At 61.0% G+C, this 14,878-nt stretch carries 15 protein-coding genes; 8 read left to right on the plus strand and 7 right to left on the minus strand.

Annotated elements, in window-relative coordinates:
* Nucleotides 1–300 precede the first annotated feature (300 nt).
* The 4 genes from JY96_RS20960 to JY96_RS23390 all read right to left on the minus strand — a co-directional run bounded on the left by JY96_RS20960 (nucleotide 301) and on the right by JY96_RS23390 (nucleotide 3,624).
* Nucleotides 301–879, minus strand: coding sequence for a recombinase family protein (locus JY96_RS20960; RefSeq protein ID WP_035040442.1), 579 nt, complete (start codon nucleotides 877–879; stop codon nucleotides 301–303).
* Between the two features lie 998 nt (nucleotides 880–1,877).
* Nucleotides 1,878–2,171, minus strand: coding sequence for a hypothetical protein (locus JY96_RS20965; RefSeq protein WP_035040444.1), 294 nt, complete (start codon nucleotides 2,169–2,171; stop codon nucleotides 1,878–1,880).
* A 265-nt stretch (nucleotides 2,172–2,436) separates the two neighbouring features.
* Nucleotides 2,437–2,880, minus strand: a complete 444-nt coding sequence (locus JY96_RS20970; protein ID WP_152606607.1) for a hypothetical protein — start codon at nucleotides 2,878–2,880, stop codon at nucleotides 2,437–2,439.
* A 159-nt stretch (nucleotides 2,881–3,039) separates the two neighbouring features.
* Entirely contained in the window at nucleotides 3,040–3,624 is a 585-nt protein-coding gene (locus JY96_RS23390) for a hypothetical protein (protein ID WP_152606608.1), read from the minus strand.
* A 608-nt stretch (nucleotides 3,625–4,232) separates the two neighbouring features.
* Here JY96_RS23390 and JY96_RS23395 point away from each other — a divergent pair.
* Nucleotides 4,233–4,439 carry a hypothetical protein gene (locus tag JY96_RS23395; RefSeq protein WP_152606609.1) on the plus strand — a complete coding sequence of 69 codons (207 nt, stop codon included), beginning with the start codon at nucleotides 4,233–4,235 and terminating at the stop codon, nucleotides 4,437–4,439.
* Here JY96_RS23395 and JY96_RS20975 read toward each other — a convergent pair.
* Nucleotides 4,396–5,436 carry a sulfate ABC transporter substrate-binding protein gene (locus JY96_RS20975; RefSeq protein ID WP_081961527.1) on the minus strand — a complete coding sequence of 347 codons (1,041 nt, stop codon included), beginning with the start codon at nucleotides 5,434–5,436 and terminating at the stop codon, nucleotides 4,396–4,398. The two genes, JY96_RS23395 and JY96_RS20975, sit on opposite strands and share 44 nt — an antisense overlap.
* 170 nt (nucleotides 5,437–5,606) lie before the next feature.
* Here JY96_RS20975 and amrB point away from each other — a divergent pair, with 170 nt between their 5' ends.
* The 3 genes from amrB to amrS are packed head-to-tail and all read left to right on the plus strand — an operon-like array spanning nucleotide 5,607 to nucleotide 8,132.
* Complete coding sequence (amrB, locus tag JY96_RS20980) at nucleotides 5,607–6,431, plus strand: AmmeMemoRadiSam system protein B (protein ID WP_035040451.1); 825 nt, start codon at nucleotides 5,607–5,609, stop codon at nucleotides 6,429–6,431.
* Nucleotides 6,418–6,999: an AmmeMemoRadiSam system protein A gene (gene amrA, locus JY96_RS20985; RefSeq protein ID WP_035040452.1), complete on the plus strand. Its 582-nt coding sequence runs from the start codon at nucleotides 6,418–6,420 to the stop codon at nucleotides 6,997–6,999. Before amrB ends, amrA begins: the two co-directional genes overlap by 14 nt.
* Complete coding sequence (gene amrS / locus JY96_RS20990) at nucleotides 6,996–8,132, plus strand: AmmeMemoRadiSam system radical SAM enzyme (RefSeq protein WP_052162836.1); 1,137 nt, start codon at nucleotides 6,996–6,998, stop codon at nucleotides 8,130–8,132. Before amrA ends, amrS begins: the two co-directional genes overlap by 4 nt.
* On the opposite strand, the gene JY96_RS20995 is transcribed toward amrS, so the two are convergent.
* Nucleotides 8,111–9,160 carry an NADP(H)-dependent aldo-keto reductase gene (locus JY96_RS20995; RefSeq protein WP_035040455.1) on the minus strand — a complete coding sequence of 350 codons (1,050 nt, stop codon included), beginning with the start codon at nucleotides 9,158–9,160 and terminating at the stop codon, nucleotides 8,111–8,113. The two genes, amrS and JY96_RS20995, sit on opposite strands and share 22 nt — an antisense overlap.
* A gap of 130 nt (nucleotides 9,161–9,290) precedes the next feature.
* Here JY96_RS20995 and JY96_RS21000 point away from each other — a divergent pair, with 130 nt between their 5' ends.
* Complete coding sequence (locus tag JY96_RS21000) at nucleotides 9,291–10,577, plus strand: O-acetylhomoserine aminocarboxypropyltransferase/cysteine synthase family protein (RefSeq protein ID WP_035043915.1); 1,287 nt, start codon at nucleotides 9,291–9,293, stop codon at nucleotides 10,575–10,577.
* A 32-nt stretch (nucleotides 10,578–10,609) separates the two neighbouring features.
* Here JY96_RS21000 and JY96_RS21005 read toward each other — a convergent pair whose 3' ends face one another.
* Nucleotides 10,610–11,311: a VIT family protein gene (locus tag JY96_RS21005; RefSeq protein WP_035040457.1), complete on the minus strand. Its 702-nt coding sequence runs from the start codon at nucleotides 11,309–11,311 to the stop codon at nucleotides 10,610–10,612.
* Nucleotides 11,312–11,430: 119 nt separating this feature from the next.
* Here JY96_RS21005 and JY96_RS21010 point away from each other — a divergent pair, with 119 nt between their 5' ends.
* From JY96_RS21010 to cysT, 3 genes are all read left to right on the plus strand, one after another.
* Nucleotides 11,431–11,982: an NADPH-dependent FMN reductase gene (locus tag JY96_RS21010; protein ID WP_035043917.1), complete on the plus strand. Its 552-nt coding sequence runs from the start codon at nucleotides 11,431–11,433 to the stop codon at nucleotides 11,980–11,982.
* A gap of 58 nt (nucleotides 11,983–12,040) precedes the next feature.
* Nucleotides 12,041–13,885, plus strand: a complete 1,845-nt coding sequence (locus JY96_RS21015) for a long-chain fatty acid--CoA ligase (protein ID WP_035040460.1) — start codon at nucleotides 12,041–12,043, stop codon at nucleotides 13,883–13,885.
* 150 nt (nucleotides 13,886–14,035) lie between these two features.
* The gene (gene cysT, locus JY96_RS21020; RefSeq protein WP_035040463.1) at nucleotides 14,036–14,878 is read left to right on the plus strand and encodes a sulfate ABC transporter permease subunit CysT; all 843 of its coding nucleotides are present in this window, start codon (nucleotides 14,036–14,038) and stop codon (nucleotides 14,876–14,878) included.

The raw sequence follows: 14,878 nt of genomic DNA on the forward strand, positions 1-14,878 counted from the left end.
GAATCTGGGGGGTTCTCCAACTCAAACGTTTGGCGTAACCTCAGAACACTGCTCGTAGCAGGACCGGCAGACTTATCGGGAATCTTTAAGCCTTGCCTTGGTGCTCCTCTGCGTCAACAGGGGGGCACCAATCTCGCCTTGGCACTCCCGACTGCTGAGTGCTAGTGAGCACTATATCTAGTGTCCGGGGACGATTCAAGCACTATCAGTAGTGTTTGGCCGTGGAATGGGGGCTATTGCATTGCAGCATTGGCACTGTATAGAACCCCATGCATAATCGCAGGTCGCCCTAATGCACATTTAATGTGATGTGCAGTACCGCTTGACCGTTGAAGTGGACAGGCCGAACTGCTCGGCTGTCTTGGCGATGCTTGCCCCGCTGGACGCCTTCCACGCTTTGACCTCCTTGGGGTCTGCTGCCTGTGGCCTGCCCATGCTGGCCTTGCCCTTGTGTGTCTTCCCGGTGCGCTCCAGGGACTCCCGGGCGGCCTGTCTGCCTGCTGCGGTGCGCTCAATGATGCGCTGACGCTCCATGTCTGCCACCTGCGCCAGGACGGCCAGGATCAATTCGCCCACGCCCTTGGCGATGACCCCCAGGCCATGCACGTGGACCTCAACGCCATTGGTCAGGAGCTGGCGCACCGTGGCCTGCACGTCGAGGGCATCGCGCCCCAGGCGGTCCACCGCGTAGACGTGGAGGGTGTCTCCCTCACGGATGAAGTCCAGCAGGGCGGCAAAGCCCTTGCGGTCCTTGGCCGGTGTTGCTCCACTCACGCCTTCGTCAGAGAACTCCCTGTCAAAGCCCCCGCCCATGGCTGCACGCTGGGACTCAATGGACTGATCTGTGGTCGATACCCGAAAGTAGGCAAGGCGGGACACTGGCGGCTCCTGTTTGGCTCAAAAGATATGTGTACATTGTGAGCCTGGATCAAAAGTGAAGTCAATTACCTTTTGATCTGCCTGGGGTGGCTCTGTGGCGGATGGTCCACAAGGTACAAATTTTGAGCCTATTGGGGGTTCTGCTGGTGAAGCGTTTCACCACGACAGGCGGCCTTGCTTCTGGGAGGATGCGCAGCGTGAATGGCTTGCGATGAGCCCCCACGGCCTGGGCGTCAATTTGTAAAACGCTTTAACTGTTCGCAGGGCACTGGGCGAGGAACCATTGCGGCCATGACTTCACGCCAAACATTGGAAGACTGCAATGCCCACTGTCAAAGAGTTGCTTACCGCCTTGCCTCCCATCCTTCGCGCCCTTCAAGACAGCCCGATGGCCTGCCTTGTGATGGTCTGCCTGTCTGCCTTTGCGCTTGTGGCCTATGCCATTCACAAACGCAACTGATCATGCTCAGGCTGGTCCATTCCGCAGCAGGGCTGTCGGGCTTGTTCCCCTCCTTAGTTCAATGGATAGAAAGGGCCCATACGGGTGCCCAGCACCACAGGCGGCACGGTGCGGAGAATGGTGGGGGCCACGGGGGGAAGCCGCGCTGGGCGTTGATCAGATACCCCCTCGGAAATTCTTGGTGAAACATCCACCCAGCCCCTTTGCGGTCTGCTTGGCTGGGGCTGCGTCTGCACTGGATGTTGATGGCCGTCGCTCGGAGGTCACAGGGGGATTCACAAAGTCACTGTGATCCTCCAGTCTGGCGCCTTCCGAAACAAAAGAAGAGGCATTTAATGTCCGTAATTGAGACACTCGCGGGGTTACTCCCCACCACCCTGAAGGTCCTGAATGACAACCCCATAGGGGCCATGGCGCTAATCTGCTTCGCGTCGTATGCGTTTGTTGCTTTTGTCGTCTACCAGCTCAAGTGACCGCCGGGACGCAAAAGGGGCCGCGAAGGGCCCCAGTGTGATGGTGTGAGTGGTCGGCAGGCCTCTCAGCACTGCGGCACGGGTTCCAGCTTCAGCAGCTTTGTGACCCGTGCGTCCCAGCTCTTGGGACAATATAACTCCAGGGTCCACGATGCGACCTCAATGCTGAAGAAGCCAGAAGACACCTTGCGGATGCAAGAGGCAGACAGTGGCTGTTCACCCCAGAGGCAATAGAACAGGTTGAAGCCCACAGGGGACCGCTTTGCTATCGGTGCGGTCACCGGCCAGATAACGGCCCAGACGATGCGCGACAGGTAGGCAACAACGAAGCGGAACAGGCGGAACAGTGTGGATTTCATGGTCTTCTCGTTAGGCGTCAAAAGTGACGCGGAAGCCATGATTTCAAGGAAACGAGCGCGGGAACAGTCAATGTCCTACTGCTCTGTGAGGGTCCACAAACGGCAACTGTTTACCTGTGGAAACCGTGGGGCGTGGCCCTGAGCGCACCCGCAAAACTTCGATGCGGAGCCATCGGCGGGACGGTGTGTGCCTGACGCCAGAATGAGCAATCACTATACCCAGCGCATGCACAGAAGCGACAGGTTAGAGGGGGGAAAACAACAATCAGGGCTGATTAGGACACCCCTCGGAAATTTGCTGTGTCTTCTTTCGAGACACTCTCGGCTTCTGTGGGTAGGCGTTGGCCAAGGCCTCCATGAGCGCCCGCGCTGCGCGAATCTGGTGGCTCTCTAGCTTTGGGATGCCTTCATATTGCGGGTACAGAAGGCGCACGCTTTCCAGCGGCGGCGCAGTGCTTTCACTCTCTGCCTTCAAGCTCAGTGCAAGAAGGCCCAGGGCATTGACTGCACGGGTCTTGCGGCCATCTTCCCCGGTCACCTTGGAAGCCCACTCAGGCGGCATCCAGTCAGCACTAGACAAGGGGATGCCAATGGCCTTGCAGACATCTTCGGCCTTGAACCAGGGGCCACCTGGGGCCAAGATGATTTCAACGAATTCAAGGGGCCTGCGGTGCTGAGGGTCAAGATCGATACCTGTTGATTCATTCAAGCGGCGCTCCCTATGCTTTGTTTCGCGGGACTGTATCGCCGAATGCTGCTCCCCGAAACCCTCTTAGGTGGGGCCTCAATGAATCACAATGCCTGCATCTCCTCAATACCCCGCGTCCAGCTCTGGCGGTTCAATTACTAGGGATGCTCGCATAACGTATCATTTGTCGGATGGACCAGGATCAATTACGGTTACTCTAAATTTATTTTGAATAAGCCATCTATCAAGATCTTCTAGCTCCGCTTTGGATTGATATATAACCATCGATTTCTCTGGTGCCAAATACTTAATTACAAGATTGCCTGAGCTTGATATTAATAAGCTATATGTTTCCCATCCTACGGCTTCGAAGGCGGCTGCCGTCATTCCAATGAGTGCTTTGTAAGGGTTTAAATTCTTGTGTTTGAATTTTACATACCCGCCGCCGAACAGAGTTTCGTTCCAACCGGGTCGTGGGGCGGCTGCTTTTTTCTTTTCTTGCTTTTGCTGCGTTTGCCCCCAGCTTGAAGGGGAGCTTGCATAGGGATTTTGAAGCTCGGCCGCGAGCGCATCAAATCCAAGAAGTACTTTGCGTACCATGCTTTGAGCTAGTGCCCCGCATTGCCTTTGGGAAATAATTCTCGTTGCATAAGCAGTTCTGATAGTCTGCCTGCAAAGTGTGACCCCATCGCGAGCCCCCTCTCGCTTTACTTTTGCTAACTCATTAAGAGCCCAGCGAATCTGATTGTCAGAATCTCCGCACATATTTATACCTTTAAGTATGAATGTTAAAGATAACTGCGACCACCCAAAATGCTCACTCGAAGTCTGCTTGAAGTTCGGTGTCAACGGCCAAAGCGTTTCGGGCGAAAAGCAATGTAGTCTGGATTTCGCGTTGCGAACAACCCCGTGCTACTGCTGGGCCTTTTCAATTCTCCTTTGGTTCCCGTCTCGAGACGCTTCAGCGGGTACTTCACAATGGCCGCTGTCAGTGCAGCTTGAACACGCGTAGCTTGAACCACCGCCGCGCTCTTAGTCTGGTGGTGATAGCATTCAGCTACGAACCCCAGCTATGTATTGTTGAGCTTGGAGGTGTTCTGTAAGTGGTTGATTTATATGGAATTTGTCTGAGGCATTCAGCATCCCATTAGCCACCCCAGCAAATAAGTAAACGCCGGCAAGTTCACGCTTGCCGGCGTTTCTCATTTCGGCGTCTTTGCTGCACATACTTCTGTCAACCGCCACCTGTTGCAGCGGTACTGGCGCCTGGCGGACGCACGATCGCTGGACTTGCTGGCATGCGTGAGGCTGCCCGACCTGGCTGATCGGTTTGGTGGGCTGGATATGACCACCAGCGCGCTGGACGTGGCAGCTTGTACCAGCAGCTGATGGGCATCAACACCACCCTCGTCAGCGTTGGGCATCGCTCGACGATCCTGAAGTTCCACAAGCAGGTGCTGGAGCTCAAGGGCAACGGCCAGTGGCAGGCACACAAGGCGAAGCTGAACGCCATGAGCACGGCCAGAAAGCGAATGACTACTTCTTCAGGTAGATCTGGTCGAACACGCCGCCGTCACTGAAGTGGGTCTTCTGGGCCTTGGCCCAGCCGCCGAAGAGCTCGTCGATCGTGAACAGGCTGATCGTGGGGAACTGCCTGGCGTACTTGGCTGCGGCCTTGGGGTCAGTGGGGCGGTAGAAGTTCTTGCCGGCGATGTCCTGGCCTTCGACGGAATACAGGTACTCCAGGTAGGCCCTGGCCACCTCACGTGTGCCGCGCTTGTCCACCACCTTGTCCACCAAGGCTACAGGGGGCTCGGCAAAGATGCTCACGGCGGGGTAGACGATGTCGAACTTGTCTCGACCAAACTCGGCCAGGGCCAGGTGGGCTTCGTTTTCCCAGGCCAGCAGCACGTCGCCTTGGCCGCGTTCCGCGAAGGTCACGGTGGAGCCACGGGCGCCCGAGTCCAGCACGGGCACGTGTTCGAACAGCGTCTTGATGAAGGCGCGGGCCTTGGCGTCGTCACCGTTGTGCCTCTTGAGGGCATAGCCATAGGCGGCCAGATAGGCCCAGCGCGCGCCTCCAGAGGTCTTGGGGTTGGCCGTGATCACGGCATTGCCGGGCTTGACCAAGTCGTCCCAGGTCTTGATGGCCTTGGGGTTGCCTTTGCGAACCAGGAAAACGATGGTGGAGGTGTAGGGCGCGCTGTTGTGCTTGAACTTCGTTTGCCAGTCCTGTGCCAGCAGTCCCTTGGCGGCGATGGCGTCAATGTCATAAGCCAGGGCCAGCGTGACGACATCGGCCTCCAGCCCGTCGATCACCGAGCGGGCCTGTTTGCCCGAGCCACCATGCGAGGCCTTCACGACCACGTCGTCTCCGGTCCGGTCCTTCCAATACCTGGCGAAGGCGGCGTTGTATGCCTGATAGAGCTCGCGGGTGGGGTCATACGACACGTTGAGCAGCGTGACCTCCTTGGCCTGGGCGACCGCAGGAACCAGGGAGGCCACGCTGACAACAGCAACGAGGGTCGCCGCAGCCAGTGCGTTGAGTGTGCGGCGGGATGTGGATTGAATTTGCATGTTGATGCTTGACTGAGAGCGATGGATGAGCTCATGCTAAAAAGCCCCGCACCAAACCGGAACGAATGATTGCGTTCGTGCATATGAGCGCTTCGCATACCTCGGGCAGGCTGCGGCCTATTGATCTGGTTAAAAGCGGCCCCATCTTCCTATCTGTCAAGGAGGAAGCCATGCACACCGTACGCCCAGCTGCCGTGGCCGGCACGTTCTACACCGCGCAGGCTGCCATGCTGGCGGGCGAGGTCCGGCGCATGCTGGATGAGGCCAGCCAGACGGTGCCGGCGCTGCCTGCCTGTCCCAAGGCGCTCATTGCCCCGCATGCCGGTTATGTCTATTCCGGGCAGATGGCCGCGGCCGCTTACGTGACCCTGGTGCCGTGGCGGGCGTCCATCAAGCGTGTCGTGCTGTTGGGCCCCGTGCACCGCGTGCCTGTTCGTGGCCTGGCCTTGCCCGGTACGCAGGCCTTTGTCACGCCGCTTGGCGAGGTGGCCATTGACCAGGCTGCGGTGGCGGCGCTCGGGGCGTTGCCTCAGGTGGTGACCAGCCCTGCAGCGCATGCCCAGGAGCATGCGCTCGAAGTGCAGTTGCCTTTCCTGCAAACGGTGCTGCCAGACTTCGAGTTGCTCCCTCTGGCCGTGGGCGATGCCACGCCTGCAGAAGTGGCCGAGGTGCTCGATGTGCTGTGGGGCGGCCCTGAAACCTTGATCGTGATCAGTTCTGACCTGTCTCACTTCCTGCGCTATGAGGCTGCTCAAGCACGAGACCGGGATACCGTTCAGCACATCCTGCGTTTGCAAGCCTCGCTTCATCATCAACAGGCGTGTGGCGGCACCCCCATCAACGGCTTGCTGCTTTCCGCAGCGCAACACCATTTGCGGCCGCACCTGCTGGGCATGTGCAACTCCGGCGACACGGCTGGCGACAGGCAGCGCGTGGTGGGCTATGCCTCATTGGCCTTTCTGGAAGATCAGGGCGGGCAGCATGGATCACACTGAACAAGGTGCGGCACTGATCGCGTTGGCCAGACACGCGATTGAGCGCGCCATCCTGCCAGCGCGGCAGGCGCAGCCTGAACGCCATCGAGAGGTGGCTGCGGCTGACGATGAAGCCGCCTGGCAGGCCTGGGGCGCCAGCTTTGTGACGCTGACCGAGAACGGGCAATTGCGCGGTTGCATCGGCACGCCCGAGGCCTGGCGGCCACTGAAGGACGACGTACAGGCCAACGCGGTGGCCGCCGCATTGCGAGACCCACGTTTTGCACCGCTTCAGCCCCGGGAGTGGCCCGGCGTGAGGGTGGAGGTATCGGTGTTGTCGCCTCTTGAGGCCATGGAGTGCGCCAATGAGGCCCAAGCCCTGGCCAAGTTGCGACCGGGTGTCGATGGCCTTGTGCTGGCTTGCGGCCGCCATCGCGCAACCTTCCTGCCCCAGGTGTGGGAGCAGTTGCCTGCACCAGCCGTGTTCCTGGCACAGTTGAAGCGCAAGGCTGGCTTGCCAACTCATTTCTGGTCACCCGATTTGCGCCTTCAGCGCTTTACCGTACACAAGTGGAAGGAGCCAGCATGAGCGGCTCAACGTTGAGTTCTTATCCTGCCCAGTACTGGCATGCGCTGGACGATGGGCGCATCCAGTGTGACCTCTGCCCGCGCGATTGCAAGCTGCATGACCAGCAACGTGGTGCCTGCTTTGTTCGCCAGCGGCAAGGCGAAGGCATCGTGCTCACCACCTATGGTCGCTCGTCCGGTTTTTGCGTCGACCCCATCGAGAAAAAGCCGCTCAACCATTTCTACCCGGGCAGCAGTGTCTTGTCCTTTGGCACAGCGGGCTGCAACCTGGCCTGCAAGTTCTGCCAGAACTGGGACATCAGCAAGTCGCGGGACATGGATCGGCTGATGGACCAGGCTTCACCCGAGCAGATCGCCGACGCCGCTGTGCGCGGTGGTTGCCGCAGTGTGGCCTTCACCTACAACGACCCCGTCATCTTTGCCGAATACGCCATGGACGTGGCGGACGCCTGTCACGAGCGTGGCATCAAGACCGTGGCCGTGACCGCGGGCTACATCCACGAACAAGCTCGGCGGGACTTCTTTGCCAAGATGGACGCGGCCAATGTGGACTTGAAAGCCTTCACCGAAGACTTCTATTTCAAGCTCACCGGCTCGCACTTGCAGCCCGTGCTGGACACGTTGGTCTACCTCCGGCACGAGACCAAGGTCTGGGTAGAGCTCACGACCTTGCTGATCCCCGGCCACAACGACTCGGACCAGGAGCTCACCGCCCTGAGCCAGTGGGTGGCGCGTGAACTCGGCCCTGATGTGCCCTTGCATTTCTCGGGCTTTCATCCCGACCACAAGATGCCTGACGTGCCCGCCACGCCCAAGCACACCTTGGTGAGAGCCCGCCAGATTGCGCGGGATCAAGGGCTGCGCCATGTCTACACCGGCAACGTGCACCATGCAGAGGGTGACGCCTCACATTGCCCTCAGTGCGACAGCCAACTCATCGAGCGCGACTGGTACCAGATCAAGCGCTACCGATTGACCCCGGAAGGCACCTGCCCGGATTGCGGTACCGCGCTGGCTGGCCACTTCGCGGAGCAGGCCGGGCACTTCGGGGCGAGACGCATCCCGGTGTTCCTGGGGGGGGGAAAGAAGTCTGCCAGCCTTGAGGGCCGACCTCAAGGCGATGGGTTGGGGTAGCGCTGGTGGATGGCCTCGATGCCCTCCAGCACCTCGGCAGACAAGGTCACATCAATGCTGGCGATGTTGCTGCGCAGCTGATCCAATGTCGTGGCCCCGATGATGTTGGCCGTCACGAAGTCCCGGCTGTTGACGAAGGCCAGCGCGGCTTGCGCCGGGTCCAGGCCATGGCGACGGAACAGGCTGACGTAGTCGTAGGTGGCTAGCTCGGCGTTCTCGCCCTTGTAGCGGTTGAACCGTTCAAACAGGCTGAGCCTGGCTCCTTCGGGCCGTTGGCCGGCCAGGTATTTGCCGCTCAATACACCAAACGCCAGCGGCGAATACGCCAGCAGGCCCACCTGCTCGCGGATGGCGATCTCAGCCAGCCCGATCTCGAAGCTGCGGTTCAACAAGCTGTACGGGTTCTGGATGCTGGCGATGCGAGGTAGACCCAGGTTGTCCGCCAGATGGATGAAGCGGCTCATGCCCCATGGCGTCTCGTTGGACACGGCCACGTGCCGGATCTTGCCCGCCTGCACCAGCTCCTGCAGGGCGGACAAGGTTTCTTCGATGGGCGTGGGCTGCTGATCCTTCACATGGACGTAGCCCAGTTGGCCAAACATATTGGTGGGACGATCCGGCCAGTGCAACTGATAAAGGTCGATGTGGTCGGTTTGAAGGCGCTGCAGGCTGAGGTCCACCGCTTCAAACAGGTTGTCCCGGGTGTGAGCCAAACGCCCACCGCGAACATGGCCGGGGCGAGCAGGTTGATGTGAAGGACCGGTGGCCTTGGTGGCCAGCACGATGTCGTTGCGGCGTCCGGTCTTCTTGAGCCAGTTGCCGATGTACTGTTCGGTGCGGCCTTGCGTTTCCGGACGCGGCGGCACCGGGTACATCTCGGCGGTGTCGATCAGGTTGATGCCTGCATCCAGGGCCAGGTTCAGCTGCGCATGGGCATCGACCTCGGTGTTTTGCTCGCCCCAGGTCATCGTGCCCAGCGCGATCACGCTGACATTCAGGCCGGTTCGGCCAAGCGGGCGGTATTGCATGGGCTCTCCGTTGCAGTTTGGAACGACTATATCTGGCCAACGCATGTCCACATGCGTGATCAGCCCTTTACACGGGGGCGCGATTTTCCTATCGTTGCAAGCCCTGATCACCCCACTGAGAGACGACGGCATGAGCAAAGAAAACTGGAAGTTCGAGACCCTGTCGGTTCACGCAGGCTATTCGCCCGACCCCACGACCAAGTCGGTGGCCGTGCCCATCTACCAAACCGTGGCGTACGCGTTTGACAGCGCGCAGCACGGCGCGGATCTCTTTGACCTCAAGGTGCCGGGCAACATCTACACCCGCATCATGAACCCGACGCAGGATGTGCTGGAGCAACGCATCGCGGCGCTGGAAGGCGGCATTGGTGCCCTGGCACTGGCCTCCGGCCAGGCCGCGGTGACTTACGCCATCCAGACCATTGCCGAAGCGGGGGACAACATTGTGTCGTCCACGGCGCTGTATGGTGGCACTTACAACCTGTTCGCCCACACGCTGCCGCAGTTCGGCATCAGCACGCGTTTTGCCGACCACCGTGATCCGGCCAGCTTCGAGCCCTTGATCGACGATCGCACCAAGGCCATCTTTGTCGAGTCACTGGGCAACCCCTCGGGCAACATCACCGACATCGCCCGCATCGCCGAGATCGCGCACCGTCATGGTGTGCCCCTGATCGTCGACAACACCGTGCCTTCACCTTATCTGAGCCGGCCATTCGAGCACGGCGCCGACATCGTGGTGCACTCGCTGACCAAGTACCTGGGCGGCCATGGCACCAGCCTGGGCGGCGCGATCGTGGACTCCGGCAAGTTCCCCTGGGCGCAGCACAAGGCACGCTTCAAGCGCCTCAATGAGCCAGACGTGAGTTACCACGGCGTGGTCTACACCGATGCCCTGGGCCCCGCCGCCTACATTGGGCGCGCCCGCGTGGTGCCGCTGCGCAACATGGGCGCGGCCATCTCGCCTTTCAACGCCTTCCTGATCCTGCAAGGAGTGGAGACATTGGGCCTGCGCATGGACCGCATCAGCGAGAACACCTTGAAGATCGCCCAGCACCTTCAAAAACACCCACGCGTGAAGTGGGTGAACTATGCCGGCCTGGAAGATCACCCTGAAAACCCGCTGGTGAAGAAGTACCTGTCGGGCAAGGCCTCGGGCTTGCTGACCTTTGGTGTGCCTGGCGGGCGAGAGGGCGGCGCGCGCTTCCTCGATGGCTTGAAGCTGTTCACCCGCCTGGTCAACATTGGTGATGTGCGCTCGCTGGCCACGCATCCGGCGTCCACCACCCACCGCCAGTTGTCGCCGGAAGAGCTGGCCAAGACCGGGGTGACCGAGGACACGGTGCGCCTGTCCGTCGGTATCGAGCACATCGATGACCTGCTGGCAGACCTGGACAGCGCCTTGGCCCAGGCCTGATCTGCCTGATTGGCTTGACCGGGCGGCGGTCCTTACACTGCCGCTCCGAACAGCTTGCCCGCACCGGCCGTGATGGCCATTGCCAGCGCACCCCAGAAGCTGATGCGCGCTGCGCTTCTGAGTGTGGATGCGCCTCCAGCGCGGGCGGCGAGCGCTCCCAGGCCCGCCAGGAAGACCAGCGAGGTGCCCGATACCCAATAGATCAAGCCCGATGCCGGTGCGAATGCCGTCACGGCCAATGGCAGCAACGCGCCCGCCGAAAAGCTGGCAGCAGACGCCCACGCAGCCTGAAACGGTTTGGCACCCAGGGATTCGCTGAGCCCCAGCTCATCGCGGGCATGAGCCGCCAATGCGTCATGGGCCATCAGTTGTTCGGCCACTTGGTGGGCCAGTTCTGGTGAGAGCCCTCGGCTTTCGTAAATGCCGGTCAACTCACGCAGCTCGCCTCCTGGGTCGGCAGCCAGCTCGGCACGCTCGCGAGCCAGATCGGCGTGCTCGGTATCGGCCTGCGAGTACACCGACACGTATTCACCGGCTGCCATGGACATGGCCCCGGCAAACAGGCCAGCCACCCCGGTGACCAGAATGCTGCTGGTGCTGGATTGCGCAGCGGCCACGCCCACGATCAGGCTGGCGGTGGAAACAATGCCGTCATTGGCGCCCAGCACGGCCGCACGCAGCCACCCGATGCGGTCAGTGCGATGGCGTTCATTGTGACGAAGCCAGGATGTCATGGTGCGCTACGCTCCCGTTTGCGGCCCCGGCAAGGGCAGGGGTTTCGCGTTTCGATGAGTATAGTCATCCGCTGCCAGCAAGGCAGTTGTCCTGTCCTCCCATCCTTCAGGAGATGTTCATGGCTCACTATCAAATCGCTGTTGTCGTGGGGAGTTTGCGCCGCGACTCCTTCAATCGCCAGTTGGCCAGCGCACTGGCCAGGCTGGCGCCGGCGGACTTCACGTTCAAGCAACTGTCGATCGGTGAGCTGCCGCATTACAACCAGGACGATGATGCCGCGCCCGCGGAATCAGTCAAACGCTTCAAGGCGGACATTGCGGCTTCACTCGGCCTGCTGTTCGTGACGCCTGAGTACAACCGCTCGATCCCAGGGGTGCTGAAGAACGCGCTTGACCATGCTTCTCGGCCTTATGGGCAAAGCGCATGGAAGGGCAAGCCTGCGGGCGTGATCGGCGTGTCGCCAGGCGCCATTGGCACGGCTTTGGCCCAGCAGCACCTGCGCAATGTGCTGGCCTACCTGGATGTGCCGACCCTGGGGCAACCCGAGGCCTTCATCCAGGCCAAGGAGGGCTTGTTTGATGAGGCCGGCAACATTGGCCCTGGCAGCCTGAAGTTCCTGCAGAACTGGATGGATCAGTACGTCGCCTGGGTCAAGAAGCACGCGGGCTGAGCTGCCTTGTGCGGCGGCCTCACCGCACCAATTGAGGCATCAAGGGGACAATACGCGCATGACGACGAATTCAGCTGCATTTCCCTTGGCTCCTGGTCTGGACAGCGTTCAGACCCTCGCGGCGTTGTTGACCTGGCGTGTGGCGCTCACACCAGATGCCGAGGCCTACCGTTATCACGATGATGCCGCCGCGCGTTGGGTCAGCCTGAGCTGGCGGGCGCTTGAGGACAAGGTGCAAGGGTTCGACGCCGCGCTGAGGCGCCTGGCGCTGCCCCGCGGTGCGCGTGTCGCGATCTTGCTGCCCAACGGGGTGAACGCAGTCTGCGTCGACCAGGCCGCCCTGGCCAACGCCTGTGTGCCCGTGCCCATGCATGCGCTGGACAACCCGGCCAGCATCGCCTACATCCTGAGCGACAGTGATGCGGCCTTGCTGGTCGCGCAGTCCGTCGAGCAATGGCAGGCGATTGTGGATACCGGCGTGCCGCTGCCGTCCTTGCAACAGGTGGTGCTCGCCAGCGGGGAGGCCCCGCCTGCGGGCGTGTCATCCAACCCCGTGCCCGTGTGCAGCCTTGAGACCTGGTTGTCGAGCGGCATGGCGCAGCAGGCTTCGCCACACGAGAAGCAGGTGCCCAACGCGGATGATCTGGCTGCCCTGGTCTACACATCAGGCACCACAGGCAAGCCCAAAGGGGTCATGCTGACCCACGGTAACGTGCTGTCCAACGTCAAGGCGGTCTTGCAGCGTGTGGCGCCGCAAGCCAACGATGTCTTCCTCTCGTTCTTGCCGCTGTCCCACACCTTCGAGCGCACCGCAGGCTATTACCTGCCGATCGCCGCGGGCAGCTGTGTGGCCTTTGCCCGCTCGACCTCTTTGCTGGCCGAAGACATGCTGCTGGTTCGGCCAACGATCCTGATCTCCGTACCGCGTATTTACGAGCGCGTCTTCGCGGGTGTTCAGGCCATGCTGGCGGGTTCACCCTTGAAACACGGCTTGTTTGCCTGGGCACAAAACGTGGGGTGGCGCCGTTTCTGTCGCGCTCAGGGCTTGCCCGTCGAGCACACGGCCTGGACTTGGCTTGACCCTTTGCTGTGGCCGCTCCTGAATGCCCTGGCTGCCCAACCCCTGCTGGCCCGGTTTGGCGGGCGCTTGCGGGTGGCCGTGAGTGGCGGTGCGCCTTTGTCTCCGGCCATTGCGCATGCCTTTCTGGGCCTGGGCTTGCCCATCGTCCAGGGTTACGGCATGACCGAGAGTGCGCCGATCGTGTCGGTCAACACCCCTGAGGACAACGACCCTGCGACTGTCGGCCGCGCGTTGGCAGGTGTGGAGGTGCAGATCGGTGAAAACCGTGAATTGCTGGTGCGAGGCCCCAATGTGATGCGCGGCTACTGGAAGCGTGAGGAAGACACCCACAAGGCCATCACTGAAGGCTGGTTGCATACGGGGGATCAGGCCGCCATCGAGCAGGGCCGCGTCCGTATCCTCGGGCGGGTCAAGGAGATCATCGTCACCTCCACGGGTGAAAAAATCGCCCCCGCTGATCTGGAACTGGCCATCACTGCCGATGCGCTTTTCGAGCAAGCCTACGTGTTCGGCGACAACCGCCCCTTCATTGCCTGTGTGGTCGTGTTGTCGCGCAGCGAATGGCGGCGGCTGGCGGGTGGTTTGCAGCTGGACCCTGACAAAGCAGAGAGCCTGCAATCAAGCCTTGCGAGGGAAACCGTCGTGCAGCGGGTTCGGGATCTCACCCGCAGCTTTCCCCACTACGCGCAACCGCGTGCGGTGGTGCTGACGCTTGAGCCGTGGACGGTCGAAAACACCTTGATGACGCCCACGCTCAAGCTCAAACGCAACAACCTGGCGGCCCACTTCGCCGCAGAGATCAGCCAGCTCTATCAACGTTGAGCGCGGTGGCCCGGCTGGGCAGCCTTCGTTGTTTTGCGCATATGCAGCTGCGGATTCCTTACTTCTGGCGCAGCGCCTCTCTACGTAGCATTTACAAAACGCTCAGAGGGCGTCCTCTTTCATGCTGGCAAGTAAGGCATCGGCAACAAGATGATCTTTTCCAAGACCCTGCTCAGGCAGCGCAGTGTGCTGCCGGGCTTCGATCTGGCCCTGGGCCTGGCGCTGTTCTACCTTTGCCTGATTGTGCTCATCCCGCTGGGCGCCGCATTCTTGAAAACGAGCAGCCTGACCTGGTCTGAATTTGTGGACGTGGTGACGGCCGAGCGCGTGGTGGCTTCCTACAAGCTGACCTTTGGCGCCTCCTTGCTGGCGGCTGTGGTGAACGCGATCTTCGGCTTGCTTGTGGCCTGGGTGCTCGTGCGCTATGACTTCCTTGGGCGGCGTGTGGTGGATGCGCTGGTCGATCTGCCTTTTGCGCTGCCCACCGCTGTAGCCGGCATCACCTTGACAGGGCTCTATGCGGGTAACGGCTGGATCGGTCAGTACCTTGAGCCTCTGGGTTTCAAGGTGGCTTTCACGCCTGTGGGTGTGTTCGTGGCCATGACCTTCATCGGCTTGCCCTTCGTGGTGCGCACCGTGCAACCCATTCTGGAGGACATGGCTTCGGAGCTGGAAGAGGCCGCCGCAACGCTGGGGGCCAGCCGCCTGCAGACCTTTGCCAAGGTCATTCTGCCCATCCTCACGCCGGCCTTGCTGACGGGCTTTGCGTTGGCCTTTGCCCGTGCGCTCGGCGAGTACGGCTCCATCATCTTCATCGCGGGCAACATGCCCATGGTCTCCGAGATCACACCCCTGCTGATCATCACCAAGCTGGAGCAGTACGACTATGCAGGCGCGACCGCCATTGCCGTGGTGATGCTGGTGATGTCGTTTGTCTTGCTGCTGGCGATCAACGGGTCACAGGCCTGGGCGCGCAAGCGCCAGGGCAAGTAA

Origin of the sequence: Aquabacterium sp. NJ1 (genome assembly GCF_000768065.1) — a bacterium.
In the GTDB taxonomy this organism is placed as follows: Bacteria; Pseudomonadota; Gammaproteobacteria; order Burkholderiales; family Burkholderiaceae_C; genus Aquabacterium.

What these genes read in the sequence shown, in the direction of transcription:
- JY96_RS20965 (WP_035040444.1), bottom strand. Translation starts at nt 2,171, where the DNA reads ATGAAATCCACACTGTTCCGCCTGTTCCGCTTCGTTGTTGCCTACCTG.
- JY96_RS23390 (WP_152606608.1), bottom strand. Translation starts at nt 3,624, where the DNA reads ATGTGCGGAGATTCTGACAATCAGATTCGCTGGGCTCTTAATGAGTTA.
- JY96_RS20975 (WP_081961527.1), bottom strand. Translation starts at nt 5,436, where the DNA reads ATGCAAATTCAATCCACATCCCGCCGCACACTCAACGCACTGGCTGCG.
- amrB (WP_035040451.1), top strand. Translation starts at nt 5,607, where the DNA reads ATGCACACCGTACGCCCAGCTGCCGTGGCCGGCACGTTCTACACCGCG.
- amrA (WP_035040452.1), top strand. Translation starts at nt 6,418, where the DNA reads ATGGATCACACTGAACAAGGTGCGGCACTGATCGCGTTGGCCAGACAC.
- amrS (WP_052162836.1), top strand. Translation starts at nt 6,996, where the DNA reads ATGAGCGGCTCAACGTTGAGTTCTTATCCTGCCCAGTACTGGCATGCG.
- JY96_RS20995 (WP_035040455.1), bottom strand. Translation starts at nt 9,160, where the DNA reads ATGCAATACCGCCCGCTTGGCCGAACCGGCCTGAATGTCAGCGTGATC.
- JY96_RS21000 (WP_035043915.1), top strand. Translation starts at nt 9,291, where the DNA reads ATGAGCAAAGAAAACTGGAAGTTCGAGACCCTGTCGGTTCACGCAGGC.
- JY96_RS21005 (WP_035040457.1), bottom strand. Translation starts at nt 11,311, where the DNA reads ATGACATCCTGGCTTCGTCACAATGAACGCCATCGCACTGACCGCATC.
- JY96_RS21010 (WP_035043917.1), top strand. Translation starts at nt 11,431, where the DNA reads ATGGCTCACTATCAAATCGCTGTTGTCGTGGGGAGTTTGCGCCGCGAC.
- JY96_RS21015 (WP_035040460.1), top strand. Translation starts at nt 12,041, where the DNA reads ATGACGACGAATTCAGCTGCATTTCCCTTGGCTCCTGGTCTGGACAGC.
- cysT (WP_035040463.1), top strand. Translation starts at nt 14,036, where the DNA reads ATGATCTTTTCCAAGACCCTGCTCAGGCAGCGCAGTGTGCTGCCGGGC.